The organism is Chitinophaga caeni, from assembly GCF_002557795.1.
GTDB lineage: Bacteria > Bacteroidota > Bacteroidia > Chitinophagales > Chitinophagaceae > Chitinophaga > Chitinophaga caeni.
Genome location: NZ_CP023777.1, coordinates 3,323,616 through 3,339,585, shown reverse-complemented (window position 1 = coordinate 3,339,585; position 15,970 = coordinate 3,323,616). Strand labels below are relative to the sequence as shown.

Genomic DNA, 15,970 nt, shown 5'->3' with positions numbered 1-15,970 from the left:
CCACAAATTAATCAACAAACAAACCCAATTTCTCGATCTTAGACCAAAGTGAACTTTCAATCTTTTTATTAGATATAAAATACATATAATAGTCGTAACCAAATTCCACTCTGCTCTTCTTATCTAATGACACTAATTCGCACCAAATATACGCCCTTAGGTTCATTCTCACAATCATGGACAACTTGTCTAAAGAGTAAACTTGTTCATTAATAGCCTCTTTATAATTTTTAATATCTTCGCTTGCTAAATTTTCAATTCCATATTTTTCCAATTTTAGCACTAGAAATTGGGTAATTCCTAATTCCTTAAAAAACAAATCAACAGCATTTATATATGCTCCTTCAACTTTCAGATATTCTTCTATACTTAGTACCTTACCCCCTATATTTTCCCCAACATCAGTATAAGATGTCCATTCATCCTTGAGAAATCTCCCGGAAGTATCTCTATAGATTGGATTATATTTTGTAATTCTTTTTTCAGTAATAAATAATTTTTCAGTCATAATTTTAATTACCAATTTTATTTAAATCAGAATCATAAGTTCCATCTCTATGTTTTTTATTTTTACCAACATCATTTGGATTATCATATACTTTCCAAACCCCTCCATTATGCCCATCTTTATCAGGAGTAATCCACCGTTTGACATCCGAATATACTTTCTGTCCATGAGAAACCAGATTAGTTTTTTTAAACCCTTTAGGTAGTTTTATAACTATTTTTTTAGCATTTGAACCAATCCCTTGAATAAATTGGACTATTTCATTCTCCTCCTTACCACTTAAATTACCTTTCTTCCTCTTTTTGATTTCATCCTGATATTGATAGTCTTGAGGAATTGCAGTACCATTATTAATCCTAGCGTCAACTTCCTTTAAATAAAAATCTGGTATTGCTACCCTGTAAATGCAGAAAGCCGCTACAGTGCAAGCGATATTGTCAGAAAATAACTTAATCCTCAAACTGATAAAGAAGGAAGTTCTATAATATCCAGTTCTTTAAAATCCTCAAAATCTGTTTTATTTGCCCCATATATGTCCTCAATAATTCTAAACTCCTGAACGCTGTGCTTAAAATCTAAGTTAAGAATATACTCAATCGCCAAAATAAACTTACCCGATATTAATAAGTACATGTTACTATCATAGGTTATACGCACCTCATCAATATAAAGCTTCCCATACTTATTTCTTAGATTATCAATCTCACTACCACGATTCATTTCTCCAAACTCATTAAATTTTCTAAAGTCCAAACTTGTAATATTATATTTAAGCACCCCAAAGTTTGTTTCAAAAAAGATGTCCATGTACCCAGGAATATCTTTATTCTGGCGGTAAAATATATTTATTAATTCTAACTTACTCATGCTTCTTTTATTTGGCACTAACTTCTTTTGTAAATATATAATCATAAACAATCTGGGTTGCTGTTGAACCTGCCCAATAACCTAGAATGCCTCCAATAATACCTCCTCCTATTGCTCCGACTGCATTCCCCGCACCAGGCAAAATTGTTCCGCCTCCACCACCAACACTTGCTCCGTAACTTGCTCCAGCCAAAGCTCCTGCCCAACCTCCTACCTTTATATTTATGGTTTTAATAGCTCATTTATTGTCTGTATTTTTGCACAATCAAAGAGTTAAAGGCTTTTTAGTACCATAAATGCGTAGAACATGGATACATTCGGTAAAAAACTAAGGGAAGGAAGGGAAGCCAAGGGGTTTTCTCAGGCGGAACTGGCAAGGCAAATCAAGTCTCACCATTCCATTGTGGGCAAGTATGAACGGGACGAAGTAAAACCTACTATTGACGTGGTTAAAAAACTGGCGGATGTACTCGATACTACCGTAGGTTATCTGTTGGGGGAAACAGAGGACAGGGAACTTTTAAAAGATCCTTCCATGATGAAGCGGCTCAACGATATTGCAAAGTTACCTGAACAGGACAAACAATGTATCCCCTACGCCCTCGATGCCATGATTAATAATGTGAAGCTTAAAGCTATTCAATAAAAAAGCCCGGCAAGTCCGGGCTTTTGATTATGCTGTAAGTTCTGAACTCTTTAATTGCGATATTTTTTTGTCCTGCTTGTTTGCTTCTATCTGCTTTAAAAATTCATCTCTGTTAGATATTGTTGTCTGCAAACTTTGAAGCCATTCGTTTACATCTACACCACATGCTTTAAAGTGGTTTGTGTCCCAGTTTCTTTTGTTGATTTGCTCCAATACACTTTGAGCCTCTGTAACGCCTATAAACAAAGCCGTTTTTAGTTTTGCTTCCTGAAGGGCTGCCTGCAAGTAGGAGTTAGGAGCGGCACTCAATGGCGGTGTTTTGGAATGTTCATCTATTACAGATACTATTTTCTTTAAAGAAATATTGCTATCAAAGGGCAATGGAGTCTGTTTCTTTACACTTTCTATCACATCACTAATGAAAGTACTGTGCTTTGTATAAGGTATATCATATTGAAAACCCTTTTTGTTGGAATATTCTTGTAGTAATATTGGGCCGGCCAAACAAGCCTTAACATCATTTCCCATTTTATTACCAAATAAAGAATAGACAACAAAGTGCGGTCTGTATTCTTCTGTTCTTGGCAGCTTTATCAACTCTAAACCGATTATTACCGGGCCTACCACCTTATATAGTTTGTCTTGAGCATACAAAGTCAATTGAGGAAAGGCATTTTGCCAATCCTCAATCACTTTCTTTTTTAATTCTTTATCTATCGCCATTCTTAAATTAAGGTCTGATTATTTGGATTGAATATCCCTGAAAATTGTTTGAGTATTTCAGGAATTGACTGTTACTCATGACAGCATTACCAAACTTGTAATCATAAATTGTCATTGTTTGTCTGTTAATTACATCTAAGAAACCTCTGTTTCCGGGGCCATACAAAGCGTTGTTGTTAAAGTATTGATTAAATCTTAAACCTCTATCTCCGTAAATGCTCTGATAACGGCTTAATAGATTGTTGGCGTAAGTATGTTTAGCTGTTCCTGCAAACCTTCCTGTCCCTCCAATTGCAGTTTCCGCTTTCTGTGCTGCCCTTGTTACGAGCTGCAAATCGGTCATTCCCCCCTTAGCGGCTGTAGCCCCAGCTTTTGTTACTGTTACTTCCGCCTTGACCACTGTCGATGTAGCCTTTGCCGTATTCGCACCTACAGCCTCCAATCCGCCTATTGGAACCAATGATGTCCCTGCCGTCACAAATGCGGAAATATTTTCGCTTACTGTTGTTGATCCACCACCTAAATGATACGCATTGCCATCCCCAAAGGTATTCTTTATAAATAAATTTTGCGCGGTTACGTAAAAATCATCGGCAAAAGAATACGATACTGCTGCAAAAAAGTTCTTACTTTGACCCCAGTTATACAAAGCATTAGGTTTCCATTCATTGACCTCACCTGCCGGGTTTACTAAACTACCATTCTTATTAAAATATTGAGAACCTGACCAAACGTTTACAACACCATCCGAACCTGTAAAACTTTTTTGATATCTCACATATATGGACCGCTTCCAAATATTTTTAACTTCACCGCCGGTTCTCTCTGCAAATTCTCTCGCTGATTGCCGTTGAGAAGATGTAGAACCAAATAAACCCCAAAAATAATCCCCCTTGATATCTACATTATTAACTGGATTATTCCCCAAGGTCGAATAATCACTTAATGTAACCTGGGGCATAGGATCCAAATTCCACCTCCTTCCTAACCTCGGATCATACTCCCAAAACTGCGCTGTATAACTATTTCCAACACCCTTGATCTCATCACTCTTCTCCTGCCCATTAAACCCATAACGATAACCACCACCGTTAAACACCCTCCCCGGCATCTGCATACCGAAAGGGTAATAATCCACCGCGCTCAACAAATCTACATCATAATAAGCAACCGTCATACCATCATTTTCATAAACGGGGATACGTTTATCGCTGATCGTGGCCAACACGTTGCCCAGGTGGTTCGTCAGCTCGTAGGAACGGCGGCCTTCAGACTGCCAGCTCGTGTCGATATCGAAGGTCGTGCTTATATGCCAGGTAATACAACTTACTATAATAGTAAAACCCGGCACGACGGCCGGGTTTTACGTGGTATGTTAGATTAAGATGGTTGATATTCTTCAAAAACCACTATATTAATTTTTGATAATTCGCAAACATCCTCAATTACTTCCTTTACATCACCCCAATTTAGCCCGCCCAACCCTGCTCCAATACGAGGCAGGCCTATTTCCGCTATGCCGTATTGCTCAGCAGCACTTAGCATCTTTTTTAGACTTTCTCTAATTGCGGGCAACTCCGCCTTCGTACGCCAAGATTGCTGGGTTCCCAAGTTAAAAATGATAAATGGATCAGCCCTATAAATAAACACGCTTCCCAATACAAAATCGCCAATAGTACAAAGTGATTTATACTCCTTATACATTTCAGGGAAACGATTTTTAAACTCAACTGCGATCCCTTTCCCCATAGCACCTTTACAATTACAACCGTGAGCTAACGCTTTAAGGTTAGGCGTGTTAAACAAATCCCCCTTTACAAAAACTACAGACATATTACTTTCGGGTATTCCATATTTGAAAAAATTCTTCAGCACTTATTATATCAGACGGATCATAATCAAAATAACGTATTGATTGATCACCAAGCATATGCCCCTCTATCTCCGGATTAGCTTCGTCCAAAAAAAAGGTTGCTGTTGGATAAACCTCTATTTGCCTTATTATGTAATCTGCCTCAAACTCAAAGTAAAAAACAACCCACCCTTCATCTAACTCCGTTCCCTTTTTAAAATATTGCTTGTCTTTCATAGTATATTTTTTATTATCCCCCGCCTAATGTAAGACCACTACCCTTAATTCTTCCCCCTAAGTTCAAATTAGTATTTGATTTATTCAAAAATATCCCTGGTTTAGGATTAGATATATCAAGCCCTTTCACGTCAATCTGGATATAGTGTGTCATCTTTTTTGCATTATATGGTATACCATATAATTTTTGCGATGCCTGCCCTAATGAAATTTGACCAGAAGATATTTGCTCGGCTGACAAATCTTTCTTAGCGAAAGTAACAATATTATCAGGTGACATATCTGTAAAATACTGCCCATCACCATGTCGCGCATTCTTATAACCAATCGATGGTCTGAACTCCTGAGACTCCAAGATGCCATTGTATCCAGCCTCGTCTGTATAATGTGTTAATATTTGAGCTCCGTCATCAACAAGATCGCCTGTCACTTTGGATGGCGGCATAAATTTCAGACCTAACCAAAGTTGAGTTACCGCCTCATAAGACGACATATTTGTGGCAGCCTCGCCTAAATCAGAAAGCTGCTGTTTTAATGGTGTCTTCGTAAAATACCTGGCAACATCTTCCTGTGCAACCATAAAGTTGTCAACCAAATCCTTTCCGGACACATGATTGTACTCCCCGTTAAACAATCCAACACCAAAATTCCATACAGCTTTCTCTCCCTCCATAAAGCCACCACCAGTGCTATTCCAGCCCAGAGCAATAACATTATGAAGGGCATTGCCAATTCCATCTATGACAGTCGGCGCATTTAATACTGGTTTATAATCGAGCGTGTACTGCGTTGTAACCTTTTCCTCTGCACCATCTAGGTCTACTGCCCAAATTGGTTTATTACCTGCAAACTGATAAGGCGTATACCAAGGGAAGGACTTAGTTAAAGGGTCCACACTCAAGAACTTCGCAATTCGAGGATCATACATCCGCATCCCGTAATCCTGCTGGTTCCCATCTCCCTTCACTTCATCATCATTCTCCTTCCCGTTAAAACCATACCGATACCCACCACCATTAAACACCCTCCCCGGCATCTGCATACCGAAAGGGTAATAATCCACCGCGCTCAACAAATCTACATCATAATACGCAACCGTCGTACCATCATTTTCATAAACCGGGATGCGCTTATCGCTGATCGTGGCCAGCACGTTGCCCAGGTGGTTCGTCAACTCGTAAGTGCGGCGGCCTTCGGAGAGCCAGCTCGTGTCGATATCGAAGGTCGTACTTAGGTCCAAGCCGGGGTTCCACAGGCCGAGGCGGCTGCTGCCGTAGAGGTGCTGCTCCGCCCAGCGCGGCCCGCTGCTGCCGCTCTCCTGCTCGTACACCGCCAGCACGTTGCCCGATGGCTCCCGGAGGTACCAGGTCGTCTTCGTGGCCTCGCCCGGCGGCGTGAAGGCTTTCGATACCCGCTGGCCACCGGCATCGTAGCCGTAATCGAGGATGCCGCCACCCGATTTCGTGATCTTGCCGATCTTGCCGTACACCGTCCAGCCGATCTTGTCGATGCCGCCGGAAAAATCCTTGACGAGGTTACCCACGCGGTCGTAGGCGTAGGCATCGCGGGCCACTGTGCCCATCACTCCCCCAACTCGGAAGACGCCTTCAGGTAATGCCCGTTTACATCTTCAGCTAACCCTGCAAGGTGTAGGCATAAACGATCCTCTTGTAGCTACCTGTTAAGTGGAAACGAACAGGCTGACCTATTTAAAGACACCGCTATGCTCAAACGGTTCCGGGTAATTCTCAATGTCTTTCTCGATCTGTATTGGATCACAGTAAAATGACAATAGGATCACACATCATGCTACTGCGCAAGCAGAAAAATATCTCCCGGCTTGGCAAACACATCAGCACCTCCGGAGATATCATCGGGCGCTATGAACGCGATGCCATAATGCCTTCTATCGAAGTCATTATTAAAATTGCGGATATGCTGGATATTTCTATAGACAACCTGGTGGGCAAATCAGACCTGGTGCTCGATCAGGCTACATTTAAAAGACTGGAGGATATTAATGCACTCCCACCGGAAGCTAAAGAGTAAGTACTCGGACACATCGACATCATGATCCGGGATTTCAAAAACAAAAAAGCCTACGCTAAATAAGAAAACCGCAGCACATCGAGCTGCGGTCTAAAATACAAAGCTTACTTTGGCTTATCTAACCTGGTAAAACCTATGCTCTTCTCAATCTTCAGGCATAGGAGAATTATTAAGATACACTTTACATTCCTCTGCTTTTTTTAGTCTTTCAACAGCTTCCTTATATATTTCTTGTTCAAACGCACTACCGGATACCCCTATATTCTTTTCAAAGATGCTGAGAATTTGTCCTGCATTTTCATCATCCATCACAGAATATATTTGGAAAATGTCACCATTGGAAAGACCCACATACGTTTTATTTAAAAGATCATCTTGTCTTATATCTTCTATCTCAAAAAAAACCTTTTCTTGTTGTATAGAATATTCCAACTCTTTAAAAAATTCTGCTACGTCAATTAAAAATGCCTTGTAAATAAAATCAAACCCATCAAAATGTAGTGCTGTGCTATTTGTCTCATTATAAAAAAGCAATTCGATGCGCTTATACTCGTTATAAGCAAAATATATTTTAGTATAAATACGTTGTTGCAACATCATAAATTCTTATTTCATCCCGGTTTTTCGAACTCAACCTTCAATTACCTTAAACTCAGAACTCCCATCAACCCTTTCCAACTCGGTACCTTCCGGTAAATTTAAATATGGGATTATAGCTTTATCATAGTTCACAATAGTATTAACATCAAAAAAAGCCATGTTGTCGGGATCATCAATGTAATCCTGGCTTTCATTTCCAGAAAAGAAACGCCATTCTGAATCAAACTCTGTTTCTGGCTCCTCCCGATACATATATCTTACCAATTTGCCTTCCACGGTAATCTGATCAGATGCTATACAAGCTCCCATTGGTGTAATTATTTGCATTATTTGGTCTTCAGCTAACCTATACTCTTTTTTAATCTGCATACTTAGATAGTTAAAGTATAAAATATCTAATCCTTCTTCTCATGCTTATGAGACCTATTGCTACGTCTGTCTTCAAGCTGATACAAATCTGGATTATTTTCTTCCTATATTACTTTTTCACTTGCGCTACCCCTTTCTTCATGCATTTTCTTTCTCTTCCACCTTTCGTTTCCAGGCTTATGCCCTGTATCTATCTCACCAGGCTTTAGCACTTGCTTGGCATTTGGATCGATCATTTCGCCTTTATCGTTCCTTGGTTGAATCTCCTCTATTATCTCTTTAACATCCTTCCGAAGTTATACTCTTTTCTTCGTTGCATTACTAGCATCATTCACCAATTCCTTTGAAGCATCAGCCACATCACCTACCTTGGATGCTGCTTCCTGCGCGGTTTTAACATCGTTAATTTTATCAGCAGCCTTTACAACCTTAGTTAACTATTTAACCTTTCCTAAATAATCCCCCCATAATACGCTCTCTGGTAGAAAGCTAGTTCCCCGCTAAATCCTCTCCCGCTATTCCTTCAATTAGTCCTTTCAGAGATCCGACAACAGGTATAAAATCCAATGCCATTGATACTCCAGCTAGATCCCCATTACCAGCAGAAATAAACTCTCCATTCTGTTGTACATATTGAGGAATAGGTAATCTTAAGTGATCGTATACCTCCGCCATCAGACTTCATAAAGTCGGCTAACTTAGAATAGCGTATCCCATCTGCTATACCCATATATTCCAATGTTTGAGCTCGGAACACTGGTCGTATACCCGTGTTGTAAATAAGTCATTTACCTATATTGCCGCTGTATATTCGAATATTCCAAATTCCAAAATCCTTTAGAGTAGTTAACATACAACACTCTCTTACCAACAACAGGATAAAAATACACACAATTACCTCTTCTTAATAAAACAGAAATTTTAGGTAATTGATCATATTTGCTATAATTAATATCAATTAATCTTTTACTAGCTCCGATGGAAGGCGATGTTTTAATAATCGAATCAAAAACAAGAGTTTGGTTCAAATAAATCGTTACAGAGTCATCAAAATCTCTCTCAAAGATAATCCTGATCTTCCTTATAAGGCTATCACTAAAATAAAGTTCTCCATCCTCATTATCTCTATTACTTTCAATTGTAGGAATAACAAACTTATTACAGTTTCTATTTTGGCTGAATACATTACCGTATCCAAATAAAATGTAAATAATTATAATTACTAGACTATGGACGTTTTTCCCCTTTTTCATCTTTATCAATTTGAGTTTCTATTTGTGTGGCCTGACCTGGCCTGACCTTATTTCGCTCCAATTTATTAGGTACATAATCACTCACCTTTTACCCATTTATTTTAGTGTTACTATATACCATAATATTATGAATCACTTTCGCTAATATAGCTGAAGGACTCAACATGTGATCTATAACCAAAGTTCCGTCAACAGCTATCCTATCATTTCTTATTAGCTGTATATCCTCGGCCTGATTAGCACCATCAGGATGATTGGGCCCTGCGGTATGAATCAGTTCATGTACTATATCTTGAGCAACGTTTTCAGCAGCTCTTGGTGTACTAGCAGCAACACCCTTTCTCGAATCGTAAACATTGATCTCTGAGTTATTACTCTTAGGATTGACAAAAATAGAAGTTCCTCCAATCGCTTGATCTGCATCATCAATAAGTGTTGCTGAAAAATCATTAGGTTCCTTCGTGCCTAATGATATGTTAAGTGTGCCTGAATAAGTAGTTTTGGAATCTCCAATATCTTTAAATGCTTCTGAAAATTGCTTGGAAGCAAACTTCATCATATCATTTTCGTTTTTCAAAATTTCTGATCTATTAATCAATTTCAACTTCACATGAAATTGAATATTAGTACCCCCCGTTTTAGGATCATATGTTTTATTATATGTCCATTCTAGCCCATCACGATCGACACTATCAATTGGTCTATTACTTGCAAATTGATAAGGCGTCAACATTGGATACCCATTTGTCAAAGGATCAACGCTAAAAAACCGCCCCAACCTAGGATCATACACCCTCAGCCCGTAATCCTGCTGGTTTCCTTCTCCCTTCACTTCACCATCATCCTTCCAGTTAAAACCTTATAGTTCTATAATTTTCTACAACGTTTAAATATAAAAGACAAATCCGCGGACGGCTCACTAGGACCCTGCAACATCAATATTCTCAGACTAAACTCACCGCCTGGCATTGTAATTAGTTCGTGTGAATATATCTGCAAATAAACAAATTCTTTCAAATCCATAGTGATTGCTAACCGTCGAATTCCATCAAACTCAAATATTATTATGGCATCATCCAAACCTATATCAACAAAAATCGAGAAGGAAATTCTTATTACTTCTTCATCAAAATCAATTTCAATGTGCTCAATGCATTGATCGTGCAACTCTAGTTTTCTTAATTCATCAATAGTTCCCATAAAAAAGGACATAATTTATTTGTTTAGCTCACACGAGAAATCGATTTTTTCAGAAGCTTCTGTTCCTAGCACATATGTATCGAGCCACTCTTTTATACGATCAATAGCCTTTTTTTAAACCAACTTTTCCTTTCTAGCCAAGATTTTACAATTATTTCGTTTTAGATAATAATCCCTAAAGAGATTATATGAAACTAATATAAAGATAAAAAACAACAGGCAATTTCATATCCCCCCCTACCTCGGCAATATCCCCGCCGCTTCCTTGATTCGCTGTTCGGCAATATCCATCGAGATGGAATCCCTGATTTTAAACAGATCCATCACCGGCTGCTCCGAAGCCAGTATTTTATAATATAGAATCAAATGCTTCCTTGGCGGCACTTCGCTCCTGGGTTTCCCTACATATATAGCCACGGTATTCACAGCAGTTAACGTTTCCATAATCGAATTCCCTAAATAATAACGCGGGGTTCCATGAAGATTCATAATTATTATCGGGCCGACTTTTAAGCTAGGCTCATTTGCTTTATCTTGCACGGTTTTCACAGATTTTGAGGTCATATAATAACGCAATTATAAAGAAAATTTGCCACATGTTGCAAGTATGAGCAAAACGCTTACACAAATAGGCAAGAATATTAGGAAACTACGGAATGAAAAAGATTGGTCAATCCGTCACTTTGCTGATTTGCTTGAAACGGATTCTTCCTACCTTGGAAGGGTCGAAAGGGGACAACAAAATGTTTCTATTAAACAATTGGAGAAAATTGCCGATTTATTCAGTATTAAAGTAATTGACTTGTTTAAATGAGCGGATTAATTACTTTGGATTCAAATCTCCTAGTTTTCTTTCCCACTTCTCTTAAAGCATTATTTACACTGCATATTCTCAAACGTACTATCTATATACACTTCAAGGTACCGGGAACGTGTCCGGTACCTTGAGAAATTTTATTTATACCTGATCCTAGCAATTGAAGAATATAATGCCATCACTCATATGTTGGCCAGGACAACCTTCAATGCCTTTTCTTTCGCTGCATTTTGGAAGGTGTCATAAGCATTTTCAATATCGCTTAGTTTGAAATGATGGGTGATCAATTGCTTGGCGTTTAATTTTTTGGATTGCACCGTTTTTAACAACATCGGCGTCGTAACGGTATCTACCAACCTCGTCGTGATGGTAATATTATGCGACCATAGTTTTTCCAGGTAGAGCGTTGCGCTCTTGCCGTGCACACCGATATTAGCTATTGTACCGCCGGGCGCTACCAGTGATTCGCATAATTCAAAGGTTGCCGGGATACCTACCGCTTCAATTACAGTATCTGCGCCTTTATTTCCGGTAAGCTGTTTCACTTTCTCTACCGGGTTCACCGTGCTGTTATTAATAATATCCGTTGCACCGAATTTTTGAGCCGTAGCCAAGCGGTTATCATCCGGGTCAATCATGATGATCTGCGCCGGGGAATAAAATTGTGCGGTGAGCAATGCGGCCAAGCCTATTGGTCCACTACCTACAATTGCCACGGTACTCCCCGGCTGAACCTTCCCATTCAATACGCCGCATTCAAAACCAGTAGGCAAAATGTCGCTGAGCATCACCAGCGCATCTTCATCGCTACCCTTAGGAACATGGTATAGGCTGTTGTCGGCATGTGGTATGCGAACATATTCCGCTTGTGTACCATCGATTAAATGCCCTAATATCCATCCACCATCTTCGCAATGTGAGTACATCCCCCTCTTGCAATAGTCACATTTACCGCAGGACGTGATACATGAAATTAATACATGGTCGCCTTTCTTGAAATTGTTGACCGCGCTGCCTACTTCCTCGATGATACCGACACCTTCGTGGCCTATGGTTGTGCCTGCTGCCACATCGGGCACATCTCCTTTCAGGATATGAAGATCGGTGCCACAGATAGTCGTTTTGAGAATTTTCACCAGGGCATCTGTCGGCTTTTGTATTACGGGCATTGCCTTGTCTTCCCAAGATTTTTTCCCGGGCCCGTGGTAAACCAATGCTTTCATTTTTTGATGGTTGCCACCCTTCTTATGGGTTTCCCCTGGAGCCTGCACTGGCTTCCTAGTTTTGATTGGTGCTGTAGTTGCCATGTCTAATATTTTTAATTAATAATTACTTTTATCAATGATATAATGACTGGTAATACCACGTTAATCACGGGTATTTGATACCGCTATTATGAGCCCCCATAGGACTTATATAAGACTTTTAGTACTGTAATGAATCCGGCGATTTACAAATCGTCCTTCTTATAACCATCAAACCGGCTGCTTTTAGGTATTTATTAAAACTGGAATTGATAGCCGACATTTATCGCGGCTGCCCCGGTTTTATTCTTACCATTCACCTCCGTCTTCTGTATATCGATCAGCCCATAATTGCCGCCGGCTTCAAAAAAGACCTTTCCATTCCCTATTCTACAATCCACTCCCAGGTGCCCGCTGATTCCAGCATTAAAATGATGCAAATCATTCCTGATATTATCTTTGCTATTGAATGACTGGGGACTGGAAACCAGGGCTTGTGTTTCTTCTTTGTCGAGGTAAACCATGCTGGAACCTTTCGTTATGTTTTTAGCACTTAACAGGTAGCTTACAAAGGGACCTATAGCAACATAGGCCCCCCATTTTTTATCTAGGAGAGGATGAAATTTTGCTAAAATAGGGAGCAACAGGTAATTCATCCGTGCTTCGCTTTTATAGGTAGCATACAAATACGGGGGCGCCTGCCCGGGAGGAAATAGCGGCATCATTTCCACGGGTACCGTAAAGGCTTGTGTACCATCCTTTTTTCCACCTTGTGAGGAATATTCAAACTGCGGTTGAATAGAGAACCAGCCATTGATGTGAAATTCAATATGTACGGCCGCATCAACGTCCAATCGAGAACTGTACCCATTACTGATCGGGTTATCAGAACTCCCGGAAGTTAAATTCGGGATACTCAGCCCGGCTTTAAAACCGATTTCCGGGGCCGTTTGTGAAAATGAAGACCCAACACCAATGACTGTTGAAAGTAAAACCGTAATAAGAATATTACCTTTCATCTTCCCTGGATTTTATTATCGTATGTTTAACTTTGTACTGCATGGCAACCGGGCTCAGTCATTCAATTTCTGTGTTAAGCGGATAGCTTAGCCCGCCCTTCCGTCAGCCCTTCTTTAAGAGCTTCTTACAATCTTTGTGTACCACACCTTTCCGGTCACAGCATTCACCTTCCTTCAGCATGACCGTTTTTCCATTTTTCATTTTGCAGGTTCCGTTAGGCATGACTTTAACCCCACCCATATTCATTTCTTTCATAATTTCTGTTTCTTTCCCATCCTTGTAATGCATCATTTTACCGTCTTTCATCATGCAGCATTCAGAAATCATTTGATGTTGCTTTTCCATTTTTTGCTGGGGCTTCTTCATCGTCGAATCTTGAGCCATTATACCGGAGGTCAAGAAGCACAACAACACGGGTATTAACAATAACTTTTTCATTTTTTGTAGTTTTTAATTAAATAAAAAGTAAGTAAATCTACTATTACCCTTACTGACTTTACAATGATTCCGGTCATCCAAAATATTGATTTCAATCCGGCGAATCAAAACCTAGCTTAAGGCCATCTGTTCCAGTATAAACATATTTTCCGCTATATAAAACTTCATGATCAATCAGTGAAACTCACCGTTCTCATCGGTTTTCACCCGCAAACGTTTGGAACCGTTTTCCAAGATCAATTTATAATCCTTTTTAGCGCCGCTGGGTTCATTATATTTTACGAGGTAAATGTCTTTAGATATCTTCCATTGGGGGAACCTGTTTACCACGGCTTTTCTTACTGCCGGGGGAAGATCTATATCTTTAAAGCGTTCGGCAGTGCGCAATAGCTTACCGTCCTTATCATAAACGGCGAGAACATATCCTTCCGGGAGGTAAAAAGAGATATAATAAGTTTCATTGTCATCATCATAAAACTCGGAGTTCTTCACATCGTAGGCGGCGGCTTTCCGCTCCAATATCTTTACAGGTTCAGCGTCATTTTTATTATCCACTGACCTCAGATACTTATAATTTTTTGCCTCTACTACAACTTCGGGCAATGTTTTTACATCCTGTGCTACAACCTGCGTAGCAAATCCGGCAATAAATATGCCTAGGATGAGTGGCAATTTGACTTGTCTCATTTTTTTTGATTTTTAGCATATTAATAGAATATTTCACTAGCGAGTTTTATTGTTCAAACCCAAGAATTTGTCCCTTTCCATGTTTTTATAGCATAAAATTGATCATCGAACATTAGCCTTTTATACGGGACAATCCAATCATTAAACTCCACAGCTATCAGCCATCAAGAAAAAATAAATGTAAACAAGAGATATGCTAAGAATAGGGCGACAATAAAAACAATACTTTAAACATCGTTTTCATAATTAAATTGAAGAACATAATTACCGCGAATCTAAAAACGAACACAAATAATTTTTTGAAAAATTCTAGACTGGCATTTAACCTGCCCTAATTTTGAAAATAGAAAAATCAAGGGATTAGTAACCATATGTACTGACTGAACGGGCAGCCGCCAATACAAACACTCGAATCATTACTTCAATTTTGTTCTTGCCATTTTATTAACCGACACCAATCCACCCTTTCATAAGCGAAAAAATAATAAACCGCGTTTTCAAGGATTCAAATTTATGCCCCGGTGCATTACAATAAAAATGAGTCCCGTCAGCCTCCTTGCTGACCTATATCAGAGAAATATTTGGAGCAATACAAGTAATTGTAAATAAGAGAATTAATTCTATCCGGTTGGAAGTTTTCCGGGAAACGGCACCGTAGTTTTACCTATGAAAAAAGCCTTCATGGAATACATCCATAAAGGCTTGATTTTGTTCGTCGGGACGACTAGATTCGAACTAGCGACCCCTTGCACCCCATGCAAGTGCGCTACCGGGCTGCGCTACGTCCCGAACTCCCTGTATTTGTAAGACGGGGATGCAAATGTAGTAAATTATTTCATTTTACAAAATAATTAACCACAAAAACCAGGTATATAATTGAATATTACTTCTTTACAAACATTATGTTGATTAAAATCAAAACCTTATTCCAAAGTCAAATTTCTTATCTACGGCCCTTTTTACCATTCCCATTTGACCGCAATGCCACATAGTATGCTTAATATTCCAGTCCAATGCTTCGAACTTATTTTTGGCTACAGGATGCGCTACTCGGAATGGTTCCAATGGCGATACCAACGATGCTTCATCTAAACTTAGAATAATCTCAACTGATCGATCACCGATAAATTTTAAATATTCCAACAATTGATCCGGATCTACTTTACCGATCGACTTTGATGCCAAACCTTGTGTAAAATAACCATCATACTCCTTCATCGGTATTCTAGATAGTATATCCTGTTGATGTCCTTTCACGACGATGATTGAATGATAATAAATACTCATAATTAAATGACCGACCTGCCAAGAGATGCTGCTCTCGATACCTACAGGAATATTCTCCCAAACTTCCCGGGGTGTAGCGCTTGCAACTTTGTACGCCCATTTGTAAGCATCTTGCGTTTGATAGCCTAACATTTCAACCGGATTTTTCATAAACGTGTAGCTCATATAAACCT

General features: G+C 39.3%; 22 protein-coding genes, 1 tRNA gene and 1 pseudogene. 3 read left to right on the top strand and 21 right to left on the bottom strand.

Annotation, left to right across the window (positions count from 1 at the left end; genetic code table 11):
- Positions 1-7: 7 nt before the first annotated feature.
- From COR50_RS14070 to COR50_RS14060, 3 genes are read right to left on the bottom strand one after another with little or no spacing between them, the layout of a single operon-like run.
- Entirely contained in the window at positions 8-508 is a 501-nt protein-coding gene (locus COR50_RS14070) for a hypothetical protein (RefSeq protein ID WP_098194574.1), read from the bottom strand.
- A gap of 4 nt (positions 509-512) precedes the next feature.
- Positions 513-968 (bottom strand): toxin C-terminal domain-containing protein, encoded by a 456-nt coding sequence (locus COR50_RS14065; protein WP_157760847.1) that lies wholly within the window; start codon positions 966-968, stop codon positions 513-515.
- On the bottom strand, positions 965-1,375 hold the full coding sequence (locus COR50_RS14060) for a hypothetical protein (RefSeq protein ID WP_098194572.1): 411 nt from the start codon (positions 1,373-1,375) through the stop codon (positions 965-967). Before COR50_RS14060 ends, COR50_RS14065 begins: the two co-directional genes overlap by 4 nt.
- A gap of 307 nt (positions 1,376-1,682) precedes the next feature.
- On the opposite strand from COR50_RS14060, the gene COR50_RS14050 reads away from it, so the two are divergent.
- Entirely contained in the window at positions 1,683-2,021 is a 339-nt protein-coding gene (locus COR50_RS14050) for a helix-turn-helix domain-containing protein (protein WP_098194570.1), read from the top strand.
- A 27-nt stretch (positions 2,022-2,048) separates the two neighbouring features.
- Here the strand turns inward: COR50_RS14050 and COR50_RS14045 are convergent, their stop codons facing one another.
- Genes COR50_RS14045 through COR50_RS14025 form a run of 5 tightly spaced genes read right to left on the bottom strand, consistent with a single transcriptional unit; the run spans position 2,049 to position 6,415 of the window.
- On the bottom strand, positions 2,049-2,744 hold the full coding sequence (locus COR50_RS14045) for a hypothetical protein (protein WP_098194569.1): 696 nt from the start codon (positions 2,742-2,744) through the stop codon (positions 2,049-2,051).
- A gap of 7 nt (positions 2,745-2,751) precedes the next feature.
- On the bottom strand, positions 2,752-4,095 hold the full coding sequence (locus COR50_RS22455) for an RHS repeat-associated core domain-containing protein (protein ID WP_198405651.1): 1,344 nt from the start codon (positions 4,093-4,095) through the stop codon (positions 2,752-2,754).
- 29 nt (positions 4,096-4,124) lie between these two features.
- A complete protein-coding gene (locus tag COR50_RS14035; protein ID WP_098194568.1) occupies positions 4,125-4,577 on the bottom strand; it encodes a macro domain-containing protein in 453 nt (150 codons plus the stop codon).
- A 1-nt stretch (position 4,578) separates the two neighbouring features.
- Entirely contained in the window at positions 4,579-4,833 is a 255-nt protein-coding gene (locus tag COR50_RS14030; RefSeq protein ID WP_098194567.1) for a hypothetical protein, read from the bottom strand.
- 13 nt (positions 4,834-4,846) lie between these two features.
- Positions 4,847-6,415 carry an HYD1 signature containing ADP-ribosyltransferase family protein gene (locus tag COR50_RS14025; RefSeq protein WP_098194566.1) on the bottom strand — a complete coding sequence of 523 codons (1,569 nt, stop codon included), beginning with the start codon at positions 6,413-6,415 and terminating at the stop codon, positions 4,847-4,849.
- A gap of 203 nt (positions 6,416-6,618) precedes the next feature.
- On the opposite strand from COR50_RS14025, the gene COR50_RS14020 reads away from it, so the two are divergent.
- Positions 6,619-6,882 (top strand): helix-turn-helix domain-containing protein, encoded by a 264-nt coding sequence (locus COR50_RS14020; protein ID WP_098194565.1) that lies wholly within the window; start codon positions 6,619-6,621, stop codon positions 6,880-6,882.
- A gap of 144 nt (positions 6,883-7,026) precedes the next feature.
- On the opposite strand, the gene COR50_RS14015 is transcribed toward COR50_RS14020, so the two are convergent.
- From COR50_RS14015 to COR50_RS13985, 7 genes and pseudogenes are all read right to left on the bottom strand, one after another.
- On the bottom strand, positions 7,027-7,482 hold the full coding sequence (locus COR50_RS14015; protein ID WP_098194564.1) for a hypothetical protein: 456 nt from the start codon (positions 7,480-7,482) through the stop codon (positions 7,027-7,029).
- 30 nt (positions 7,483-7,512) lie between these two features.
- The gene (locus tag COR50_RS14010; RefSeq protein WP_198405650.1) at positions 7,513-7,851 is read right to left on the bottom strand and encodes a DUF2185 domain-containing protein; all 339 of its coding nucleotides are present in this window, start codon (positions 7,849-7,851) and stop codon (positions 7,513-7,515) included.
- 26 nt (positions 7,852-7,877) lie between these two features.
- Positions 7,878-7,946: pseudogene (locus COR50_RS22765) on the bottom strand (GH-E family nuclease); the annotation flags it as partial.
- 693 nt (positions 7,947-8,639) lie between these two features.
- Positions 8,640-9,104, bottom strand: a complete 465-nt coding sequence (locus COR50_RS14000; RefSeq protein WP_098194562.1) for a hypothetical protein — start codon at positions 9,102-9,104, stop codon at positions 8,640-8,642.
- 88 nt (positions 9,105-9,192) lie between these two features.
- On the bottom strand, positions 9,193-9,936 hold the full coding sequence (locus COR50_RS13995) for an RHS repeat-associated core domain-containing protein (RefSeq protein WP_098194561.1): 744 nt from the start codon (positions 9,934-9,936) through the stop codon (positions 9,193-9,195).
- Positions 9,937-9,971: 35 nt separating this feature from the next.
- On the bottom strand, positions 9,972-10,304 hold the full coding sequence (locus COR50_RS13990; protein ID WP_157760845.1) for a hypothetical protein: 333 nt from the start codon (positions 10,302-10,304) through the stop codon (positions 9,972-9,974).
- Between the two features lie 237 nt (positions 10,305-10,541).
- A complete protein-coding gene (locus tag COR50_RS13985; protein WP_098194559.1) occupies positions 10,542-10,868 on the bottom strand; it encodes a hypothetical protein in 327 nt (108 codons plus the stop codon).
- Between the two features lie 43 nt (positions 10,869-10,911).
- On the opposite strand from COR50_RS13985, the gene COR50_RS13980 reads away from it, so the two are divergent.
- Positions 10,912-11,118, top strand: a complete 207-nt coding sequence (locus tag COR50_RS13980; protein ID WP_098194558.1) for a helix-turn-helix domain-containing protein — start codon at positions 10,912-10,914, stop codon at positions 11,116-11,118.
- Between the two features lie 185 nt (positions 11,119-11,303).
- On the opposite strand, the gene COR50_RS13975 is transcribed toward COR50_RS13980, so the two are convergent.
- From COR50_RS13975 to COR50_RS13950, 6 genes are all read right to left on the bottom strand, one after another.
- Positions 11,304-12,428 (bottom strand): zinc-dependent alcohol dehydrogenase family protein, encoded by a 1,125-nt coding sequence (locus COR50_RS13975; RefSeq protein WP_262496270.1) that lies wholly within the window; start codon positions 12,426-12,428, stop codon positions 11,304-11,306.
- Between the two features lie 194 nt (positions 12,429-12,622).
- Positions 12,623-13,384 carry a porin family protein gene (locus COR50_RS13970; RefSeq protein WP_098194557.1) on the bottom strand — a complete coding sequence of 254 codons (762 nt, stop codon included), beginning with the start codon at positions 13,382-13,384 and terminating at the stop codon, positions 12,623-12,625.
- A gap of 103 nt (positions 13,385-13,487) precedes the next feature.
- Complete coding sequence (locus COR50_RS13965; RefSeq protein ID WP_098194556.1) at positions 13,488-13,823, bottom strand: DUF6799 domain-containing protein; 336 nt, start codon at positions 13,821-13,823, stop codon at positions 13,488-13,490.
- 174 nt (positions 13,824-13,997) lie between these two features.
- A complete protein-coding gene (locus COR50_RS13960) occupies positions 13,998-14,510 on the bottom strand; it encodes a nicotinate-nucleotide adenylyltransferase (protein ID WP_098194555.1) in 513 nt (170 codons plus the stop codon).
- Positions 14,511-15,225: 715 nt separating this feature from the next.
- A tRNA-Pro gene (locus COR50_RS13955) sits at positions 15,226-15,299 on the bottom strand.
- A gap of 126 nt (positions 15,300-15,425) precedes the next feature.
- Positions 15,426-15,929, bottom strand: coding sequence for a DinB family protein (locus COR50_RS13950; RefSeq protein ID WP_198405649.1), 504 nt, complete (start codon positions 15,927-15,929; stop codon positions 15,426-15,428).
- Positions 15,930-15,970: the final 41 nt, after the last annotated feature.

Excerpts from the sequence above, each read along its gene's own strand:
- COR50_RS14070 (WP_098194574.1), bottom strand. The coding sequence starts at position 508 with ATGACTGAAAAATTATTTATTACTGAAAAAAGAATTACAAAATATAAT.
- COR50_RS14060 (WP_098194572.1), bottom strand. The coding sequence starts at position 1,375 with ATGAGTAAGTTAGAATTAATAAATATATTTTACCGCCAGAATAAAGAT.
- COR50_RS14050 (WP_098194570.1), top strand. The coding sequence starts at position 1,683 with ATGGATACATTCGGTAAAAAACTAAGGGAAGGAAGGGAAGCCAAGGGG.
- COR50_RS14045 (WP_098194569.1), bottom strand. The coding sequence starts at position 2,744 with ATGGCGATAGATAAAGAATTAAAAAAGAAAGTGATTGAGGATTGGCAA.
- COR50_RS14035 (WP_098194568.1), bottom strand. The coding sequence starts at position 4,577 with ATGTCTGTAGTTTTTGTAAAGGGGGATTTGTTTAACACGCCTAACCTT.
- COR50_RS14030 (WP_098194567.1), bottom strand. The coding sequence starts at position 4,833 with ATGAAAGACAAGCAATATTTTAAAAAGGGAACGGAGTTAGATGAAGGG.
- COR50_RS14025 (WP_098194566.1), bottom strand. The coding sequence starts at position 6,415 with ATGGGCACAGTGGCCCGCGATGCCTACGCCTACGACCGCGTGGGTAAC.
- COR50_RS14020 (WP_098194565.1), top strand. The coding sequence starts at position 6,619 with ATGACAATAGGATCACACATCATGCTACTGCGCAAGCAGAAAAATATC.
- COR50_RS14015 (WP_098194564.1), bottom strand. The coding sequence starts at position 7,482 with ATGATGTTGCAACAACGTATTTATACTAAAATATATTTTGCTTATAAC.
- COR50_RS14010 (WP_198405650.1), bottom strand. The coding sequence starts at position 7,851 with ATGCAGATTAAAAAAGAGTATAGGTTAGCTGAAGACCAAATAATGCAA.
- COR50_RS14000 (WP_098194562.1), bottom strand. The coding sequence starts at position 9,104 with ATGAAAAAGGGGAAAAACGTCCATAGTCTAGTAATTATAATTATTTAC.
- COR50_RS13990 (WP_157760845.1), bottom strand. The coding sequence starts at position 10,304 with ATGGGAACTATTGATGAATTAAGAAAACTAGAGTTGCACGATCAATGC.
- COR50_RS13985 (WP_098194559.1), bottom strand. The coding sequence starts at position 10,868 with ATGACCTCAAAATCTGTGAAAACCGTGCAAGATAAAGCAAATGAGCCT.
- COR50_RS13980 (WP_098194558.1), top strand. The coding sequence starts at position 10,912 with ATGAGCAAAACGCTTACACAAATAGGCAAGAATATTAGGAAACTACGG.
- COR50_RS13975 (WP_262496270.1), bottom strand. The coding sequence starts at position 12,428 with ATGGCAACTACAGCACCAATCAAAACTAGGAAGCCAGTGCAGGCTCCA.
- COR50_RS13970 (WP_098194557.1), bottom strand. The coding sequence starts at position 13,384 with ATGAAAGGTAATATTCTTATTACGGTTTTACTTTCAACAGTCATTGGT.
- COR50_RS13965 (WP_098194556.1), bottom strand. The coding sequence starts at position 13,823 with ATGAAAAAGTTATTGTTAATACCCGTGTTGTTGTGCTTCTTGACCTCC.
- COR50_RS13960 (WP_098194555.1), bottom strand. The coding sequence starts at position 14,510 with ATGAGACAAGTCAAATTGCCACTCATCCTAGGCATATTTATTGCCGGA.
- COR50_RS13950 (WP_198405649.1), bottom strand. The coding sequence starts at position 15,929 with ATGTTAGGCTATCAAACGCAAGATGCTTACAAATGGGCGTACAAAGTT.